Annotated in this window: 6 protein-coding genes; 5 read left to right on the top strand and 1 reads right to left on the bottom strand. The window is 59.2% G+C overall.

Going from position 1 to position 7,669, the window contains the following annotated elements; translation table 11 throughout:
- Positions 1 to 267 precede the first annotated feature (267 nt).
- A complete protein-coding gene (locus F2S13_RS23135; protein WP_166365197.1) occupies positions 268 to 3,180 on the top strand; it encodes a multicopper oxidase domain-containing protein in 2,913 nt (970 codons plus the stop codon).
- Between the two features lie 42 nt (positions 3,181 to 3,222).
- Complete coding sequence (locus tag F2S13_RS23130) at positions 3,223 to 4,248, top strand: SCO family protein (protein WP_166365195.1); 1,026 nt, start codon at positions 3,223 to 3,225, stop codon at positions 4,246 to 4,248.
- Positions 4,249 to 4,252: 4 nt separating this feature from the next.
- On the opposite strand, the gene F2S13_RS23125 is transcribed toward F2S13_RS23130, so the two are convergent.
- Positions 4,253 to 4,501, bottom strand: a complete 249-nt coding sequence (locus F2S13_RS23125) for a DUF6555 family protein (RefSeq protein WP_166365193.1) — start codon at positions 4,499 to 4,501, stop codon at positions 4,253 to 4,255.
- Positions 4,502 to 4,637: 136 nt separating this feature from the next.
- On the opposite strand from F2S13_RS23125, the gene F2S13_RS23120 reads away from it, so the two are divergent.
- The 3 genes from F2S13_RS23120 to F2S13_RS23110 are packed head-to-tail and all read left to right on the top strand — an operon-like array spanning position 4,638 to position 7,667.
- Positions 4,638 to 5,774 (top strand): two-component system sensor histidine kinase NtrB, encoded by a 1,137-nt coding sequence (locus F2S13_RS23120; protein WP_166365191.1) that lies wholly within the window; start codon positions 4,638 to 4,640, stop codon positions 5,772 to 5,774.
- A 30-nt stretch (positions 5,775 to 5,804) separates the two neighbouring features.
- Entirely contained in the window at positions 5,805 to 7,250 is a 1,446-nt protein-coding gene (locus F2S13_RS23115) for an ATPase domain-containing protein (protein WP_166365205.1), read from the top strand.
- A gap of 24 nt (positions 7,251 to 7,274) precedes the next feature.
- Positions 7,275 to 7,667: a response regulator gene (locus F2S13_RS23110; protein WP_166365189.1), complete on the top strand. Its 393-nt coding sequence runs from the start codon at positions 7,275 to 7,277 to the stop codon at positions 7,665 to 7,667.
- Positions 7,668 to 7,669: the final 2 nt, after the last annotated feature.

The following is a 7,669-nucleotide window of genomic DNA, read 5'->3' as shown; positions in this document are numbered from 1 at the left end:
GGCGGGGAAATTCCCCACCTTCCCCCGTTCCGGATGACACCGCCATTGGCCGATCCGAAGCCCTGATGACACACCATGCATGGCCTCGAGCCAGTATTTTTGTGTCCGTTTTGTAAGAATTTGTTTCTGGCAAGGGAATTGCGTAGGCACCTGTGCCTGCGCGCAGCACAGCCTTGCCGTCGGTGAGCGAGCAGAGATCCGATACATCCGCCCGAGGAGACGGATGGATTGCATAGAGTCCCGGTGCACGAGTCCAAGGTACCTACCATGAAACAACCTGCTCGGTTAAAACGGAATCCACGGCACGGAAAAATGCTTCTGCAGGGCGCCACTGCAGTGATGGTCACAGTGGGATTGGGCTTGTCGTCGGCCGGTGCGGCACCGATTGACAACGTCGATCTGCCACCCCCTACCGATCCATCGGCCTACACCGATCCACCAGCCGATCCAGCCGCTGCACTGAACAACCTGTTGACGATGCCGGACGCCAACGAAGGCGCGCTGGACCTGCCCAACGGCGTAACGGGCACCCGAGACAGCACCCGGGTGGAAAACGTCTTGCCACCGGCGGCCCAGACCAGCTTCAAGATCCCCACCAATGGCAAGCCAAGCCCGTTGTTCGGCGCCCAGCCGTTCACCCAGCCGGTGATTATTTTCGAGGAGTTCGGCCCGACCAAGCTCGACCCGACCCAGCCGCCCTCGATTCTTCCATTTCCTCCACCGACGCTGGGGCAAGGGCCTGCGCAAGACCCTAACTCTATCGCTCGAAGTGGTCCTTCCCCCGCTGCCCTGGATGCTTTCATGCGCCAGCCGGGGTTGACCCCGTATCCAGCGCAGTACGCGAACTATCTGGATCACAACCCCTGGAAGGCGCAGATCGAGCTCTACCTGAACCGCAGGATCAACTCCTCGGCCGAAGGACGTCCACCGGGAAAAGGCTGGTCCCACCAGCGCTGGAACGAGTTCTACCCGCAAATCGCCTACAAGACGGTGCAGACCGGCGCCCGCACCAACAGCGGTTATCGGGACTCGTTGCAGTTGCATGATTGGGAGCACGGCGAGTGGGGCCCGGGCGGGTTGTACAACAACCCCAATGGTAATCCGGCAACACCCGGCACGAACCAAGGGATTGGCGTGCGCTTTCACCCGAAAATGCCGATCCAGGATCACAATTCGGTCTGGACCTTCGATGGCACCCTGCCGCCCAAACTGTTGATGGTCCGCTACGGCCAGCCGGTGCTGATGCGTCACTACAATGGCTTGCCCATCGACCCGTCGGCCAACAAGGGTTTTGGCCTGCATACCATCAGTACCCACGAGCACAATGGGCACAACCCGGCCGAAAGCGACGGCTACGCCAACGCCTTCTTCTTCCCCGGGCAATACTACGACTACCGTTGGCCGATGCAGCTGGCCGGTTACGACACCATCAACACCGATGCGAAGGATCCCAAGGCCGCATTCCCTTGCGCAGAGGGAGAAACCCTCTGGGTCAATGATGACTCGCCAGGCCTCAAGACCTGCGACCACGGCACCATCAAGATTCGGGGCGACTGGCGCGAGACCATGTCCACCCACTGGTTCCATGACCACATGATGGATTTCACCGCCCAGAACGTCTACAAGGGCAACGCGGCGATGATGAACTACTACAGCGCCATCGACCGGGGCAACGAGGAAATCGACGACGGGGTCAACCTGCGTTTTCCCAGTGGTACCGACCTGGCCTGGGGTAACCGCGCCTATGACGTCAACCTGCTGGTGGCTGACAAGGCCTGGGACGATAAAGGCCAGCTGTGGTTCAACCCCTTCAACACCGACGGTTTCCTCGGCGACGAGATGGTCGTGAACTGGGCCTACAAGCCTTACATGGACGTGCGTGCCCGCCGTTATCGTTTCCGCATCCTCAATGGCTCGGTCTCGCGTTACATCAAACTGGCGCTGGTGCGCGAAATCAAAGGCACCGGCGGCGAGTTCCCGGGGCCGGCAGGTTCGGGCGTCTCCTACGCCAGGGTGGGGTTTCACATGATCGCCAACGACGGCAACATCATGGAGCACGCCGTGCCGTTCGACGGCACCATGGACCTTGACGCTGACGGCGACCTGAAAAACCACAACGCCATCCTGCCGACCCAGGGGATTGCCGAGCGGTATGACATCATCGTCGACTTCGCGAAGAACGGGATCAAGCCCGGTGACAAGCTCTTCTTCGTCAACGTCAAGGAGCACGAATCCGGCAAGGGCCCCAAAGGCGATATTCCCCTGGCCGATATCCTGTCGGAGAAATACAAGGCAGTCATCAAGCAGACCAGCAAGGGACCGCAATGGGACAACGGTGACCCTGTTGTCGGCAAGTTCATGCAGTTCAATGTCAAGCCGTACAGCGGCATCGACAAGAGCATGGACCCTGTTGCCTACGAACCTGCCAAGCCGGGCAAGGCCGAAGGCAAGGCCATGATCCCGTTGACGCTGCACCGCGAAAATGCAGCCGACATGGCGGTAATCAACAAGGCACGGCATCGGACCTTCATCTTCGGCCGTTCCGATGGCACCGACAGCACGCCATGGACGATCAAGACCGACGGCGGCCTGGGCTTCAACATGGATCCGCGCCGGCTTTCGGCGGCACCTCAATTGGCCAACGGGCCTACTGACGCTGGCTACAAAGGCATTGGCACCCTGGAAGTCTGGAAAATCCAGAACGGCGGCACTGGCTGGAGCCATCCGGTGCATGTGCACTTCGAGGAGGGGATCGTGCTCAGCCGCGGCGGCAAGGCGCCACCTGAATGGGAAAAATGGGCACGCAAGGACGTGTACCGGATCGGCAGCGATTCCGATTCCCTGGACAACGTCGAAATGGCCATTCACTTCCGCGAGTTTGCCGGCAGCTACATGGAGCACTGCCACAACACCCAGCACGAGGACAACTCCATGCTGTTGCGCTGGGATATCGAGCACCCTGGACAGTTCCAGATCATGCCGACGCCATTGCCGACCTGGGATGGTGTGGGGTACGTGAACTCGGCTGCACTGCCGACCTACCATAACGGCGACGGTGTTGGGCCACAGGTGAAAGTCGCGGGTACCAGTGGTGTCACAAGTGGTGGAAGCGGCACCAGCGGAAGTGGAACTAGCGGAAGCGGAAGCAGTGGAAGCGGCAAAAGCGGTAGCGGCAAGTAACAGCGAAACCGAACCGATGCACTGGGGCAAGGAGTCGATGTCATGAAAGTGGGGGCAAGCACGCTGTGTGCGCTGATGTTGATGATCATGGCCGTCTGCGGGGGAGCGGCGGCCGATTCCGAGCCCAATACCCCGTGGGGGGGCGACTTCTTCCCCAACATCCCCCTGGTGGCCCAGGATGGGCGCCAGGTGAGGTTCTTCGATGATTTGATCAAGGACAAGGTGGTGGCGATCAATTTCATCTTCACTTCCTGCACCGATTCCTGCCCGCTGGAAACCGCGCGCTTGCGCCAGGTCCAGCAACAGTTGGGGGACAGGGTCGGGCGGGATGTGTTTTTCTATTCGATCAGCATCGACCCGGAAACCGATACGCCGGAGGTCATGAAAAAATATGCGGAAAAATTCAAGGTCGCACCCGGCTGGTTGTTCCTGACCGGGAAGAAGGACGACATCACCGAGCTGCGCCAGAAGCTCGGGTTGTTTATCGAAGGAGTCGACAATGGCAGGACCAAAGACCACAACCTGAGCCTGATTGTCGGCAACCAGGCCACGGGTCGCTGGATGAAGGCCTCGCCCTTCGAGAATCCCTACATACTGGCCGATCAGCTGGGCAACAGCTTGCAGAACTGGAAACACGCCAGCGCCAATCAGAACAACTATGCCGATGCACCTGAAATCCGCACACCCAGCCTTGGCGAGCAGATCTTCCGGACCCGCTGTTCTTCCTGCCATACGCTGGGCATGGAAGAGGGGGTGGCAACGCCCATTCGCAGCATCGGTCCGGACCTGCTGGGGGTGACGCGCGCCCGTGACCCGCTGTGGCTGGGTCGCTGGTTACGCGAACCGGACAAAATGCTGGAGGAGAAAGAACCGTTGGCCATGCAGTTGTTCAGCCAGTACAACCAGGTGGCAATGCCGAACCTGCGATTGGCTGACAACGATATCACTGCGGTGCTGGCCTACCTGGAAGCCGAAAGCGACCGGCAGCAACCCAAGGCGGTCGAACAGGCTGCCGCGGAACATGCCGCACATGTTCATCGGATGGACCACATGGACCACACGCAATAAACCACTATTGACCTGCCTCGGCGTCGCTGCCGCTGGCCCGCCAGCGTACATCGGCAATGCCGAACTTCTCCGCCCAGGGACGGGTGGTTTTCTTCACCTTTTCGCGACCGTAGCGTCCGATCCGTCCAATCCCCGCATCACAGGCAGCCCAATGCCAGGCTTCGCTGTTGTCCATCCTTTCGGCGCGAATGATGAACGACTTGGGTGTGCCATGCAGCAGGTAATCGATCACGTAGAGCTTTGCATTGATCATGGATTGCCAATCCTTGCTATCGATGTTCAAGTGATCATCGGGCGCAAGAAAAATTCAGTTCGATTGCCTGACAGCAGATTCCGCTATTGGCGTATGCTTTGAAGGCTTACGTTGCGTCCAGGCGAATGGAGTACCCATGGATCAAACCAGCAGGTCTCGATTGAACACCTTGCACGAAAGCAGCTATGAAGCGCTGGTGCAGGCGGTTGTGGATTACGCCATCTACATGCTCGACCCCAATGGGGAAATCATTTCCTGGAACGCTGGCGCAGAGCGAATCAAGGGCTATCGGGCAGACGAAGCCATTGGCCAGCATTTTTCCATGTTCTTCACCCCCGAAGATCGCGCGGCAGGCCTTCCACAGAAACTGTTGGGTCAGGCTCTGGAAACAGGAGTAGCCCAGGACGAAGGCTGGCGCATGCGCAAGGACGGCACCCGGTTCTGGGCGCTGGCGGCGCTCGATGTGGTACGCGACGCCAATGGCCGGGTGATAGGCCTGGCCAAGATCACCCGGGACATCACCGACCGCCATGAAGCTGCCATCGAGCTGGACAAGGTCCGCGCCCAGCTGTTCCAGTCGCAGAAACTCGAAGCGCTGGGCCAGCTCACCGGCGGGATGGCCCATGATTTCAACAATGTACTGACCATCATCATGGGTTCGGCCCGGCTGGCGATGAACAGCAAGGATCCACAGCGGGTGCAGAAACTGCTCCAGCATATTCTCGATGCCGGCGAGCGCGGAACCCAACTCACCCGGCAGTTGCTGACCTTCGCCCGGCGCAGGGATCTGCAGGTCAGCAGGATCAGCCTGCCGCAATTGATCGAATCCACCCAGTTGCTGATCAAGCAGGCATTGCCCGAGACCATCGAACTGAAAGTCGAACTGAGTCCTGACCTGCATGAAGTCGAACTCGACCCCAGTCAGCTGGAAATGGTCTTGCTCAACGTCATTTTCAATGCCCGAGACGCGCTTGAGGACGCCGGCACGATTACCCTGCAGGCCAGCAATTGCACCCTGAACGGCGAGTTGGAACAGCTGTACGGTGACTTTGTGCAGATTTCAATCAGTGACAATGGCCGAGGCATCGACGAACAGACGATGCCCCGTATCTTCGAGCCTTTTTTCACCACGAAGGGCTTTGGCAAGGGAACTGGACTGGGCCTCAGCCAGGTCTATGGTTTTACCAGGCAAAGCAATGGTTGCGTGAAGGTGCAGAGCGAGGTCGGCAAGGGGACTACCCTGACCTTGTACTTGCCTGCCCGGCGCGGCTGAGCGAAAAGCCCCGTCAACGGAGGTGCCCATATCTTGGAACAGCTCAATCGCGTCAAGACCGGGATCGCTGGCCTTGACTTGCTGCTCAAGGGTGGCTTGATCGTAGGAGCGTCCTATATCGTCCAGGGCCGTCCTGGCTCGGGCAAGACCATTCTGGCCAACCAGTTGGCGTTCCATCATGTGCGCGAAGGCGGGCGGGTGCTGGTCGGCACCATACTCTCCGAATCCCATGAGCGCCTGTTCCTGTACCTTTCTACCTTGAGTTTTTACGACCCGGCCAGGGTCGGCAGTGAAATCCAGTTTGTCAGCGCGTTCGACACCCTGCAAAACGAAGGGCTGGATGAAGTGGTGAAACTGCTGCGTCGTGAAATCAGCCGTCATCAGGCAACGGTGCTGATCGTCGACGGCTTGCTCAATGCCCGCTCCATGGCCGAAAGCCCGCTCGATACCAAGAAATTCATTGCCGAGTTGCAGGGGCATGCGGCATTCGCCGGTTGTACGGTCCTGTTCCTGACCAGCTCCCGGCTCGATGACGGCAGCCCCGAGCACACTATGGTCGACGGGGTGATCGAGCTCGGCGAGGAACTGCATGGCAGCCGCTCGGTACGCCGCATCCAGTTGCGCAAGACCCGCGGCAGTGCGGCGTTGTCGGGGCTGCATGAGTTCGAGATCACCGAGGACGGCGTCGTGGTCTACCCACGCCTGGAGAGCCTCTACAGCCACCCCTCGCGATCGGACAAGGCCGATCTGACCCGTGTGACCAGTGGCATCTCCCGGTTGGACGAGTTGACCGGTGGCGGGTTGCCAGGCTCTTCGGTAAGCCTGGTGATGGGGCCGTCCGGCATTGGCAAGACCTCCGTGGGCATCAGTTTTCTCGGTGCATCGAGCCGCGCCGAGCCTGGCCTGCTGTTCGGTTTCTATGAGTCACCGCAGAGGTTTCGCCTGAAGGCAAAGGCACTGGGCGTGGACTGCAAGGCGCTGGAAGACAGCGGGGCCCTGCACCTGGCCTGGCAACCGACGACTGAAGGGGTGCTGGATGGTCTAGGTGCGCGTTTGCTCAAGCTGATCGACGAGAAGCACATCAAGCGGGTGATGATCGACAGCCTCGGTGCCCTGGTCCGTATCGCCAACAGTCCGAGCAGGCTCAATGAGTTCTTCAGTGCCTTGATGGGCGAGTTGCGTGCCCGCGGCGTGACGGTGCTCGCGACCTGGGAGATGCGTGACATTTTCGGCTCGGAGATCAATGCGCCGGCGCCTGAATTGTCGAGCATGGTCGACAACATCCTGCTCATGCGCTTTGTAGAGCTGGAATCTGAACTTAAACGACTGCTGTCCATTCTTAAGGTAAGGGATAGCCTTTACGACCCTTCGCTGGTGGAAGTCGTCATCAGCGATCATGGAATCGATCTGAAGAAGGCCTTCGAGAATGCAACGGCAGTCATGTCAGGTTCCGCTGCAACGATCCCGAATACTTGATGAAAGGCGCTGGGTCTGTATGCGATGACAACCATCCTGATAGTCGATGATGAATACCTGATCGCGGATATTCTCGGCTACACGCTTGAAGACGAAGGCTACACCGTGGTCAAGGCCACAAGCGGTGCCAAGGCCCTGGACGAACTTGAGCGGCACAAACCGTCATTGGTCATCACCGATTACATGATGCCCTTGATGAACGGTGTGGAATTCGCGACGGAGATTCGCAAAAGGGTGGGGGATCAGCTGCCGATCATTCTGATGAGTGGTGCCCAGAGCCATATCGGTCGATCGAGTCCGGAATTGTTCGCGGCGGTTTTCGACAAGCCTTTCGATACGCCGAAACTGATAGACAAGGTCAAGAAGCTGCTGGAGCGGAAGACTTTGCCCGGCCGACGCCGTCACCCGCCACGCTGATT

It is taken from the genome of Pseudomonas akapageensis (assembly GCF_011355085.1).
Taxonomy (GTDB): Bacteria; Pseudomonadota; Gammaproteobacteria; order Pseudomonadales; family Pseudomonadaceae; genus Aquipseudomonas; species Aquipseudomonas akapageensis.
Note: the sequence above shows the minus strand (reverse complement) of the source record. Positions and strands in the feature narration are given on the sequence as shown.

Excerpts from the sequence above, each read along its gene's own strand:
- F2S13_RS23135 (WP_166365197.1), top strand. The coding sequence starts at position 268 with ATGAAACAACCTGCTCGGTTAAAACGGAATCCACGGCACGGAAAAATG.
- F2S13_RS23130 (WP_166365195.1), top strand. The coding sequence starts at position 3,223 with ATGAAAGTGGGGGCAAGCACGCTGTGTGCGCTGATGTTGATGATCATG.
- F2S13_RS23125 (WP_166365193.1), bottom strand. The coding sequence starts at position 4,501 with ATGATCAATGCAAAGCTCTACGTGATCGATTACCTGCTGCATGGCACA.
- F2S13_RS23120 (WP_166365191.1), top strand. The coding sequence starts at position 4,638 with ATGGATCAAACCAGCAGGTCTCGATTGAACACCTTGCACGAAAGCAGC.
- F2S13_RS23110 (WP_166365189.1), top strand. The coding sequence starts at position 7,275 with ATGACAACCATCCTGATAGTCGATGATGAATACCTGATCGCGGATATT.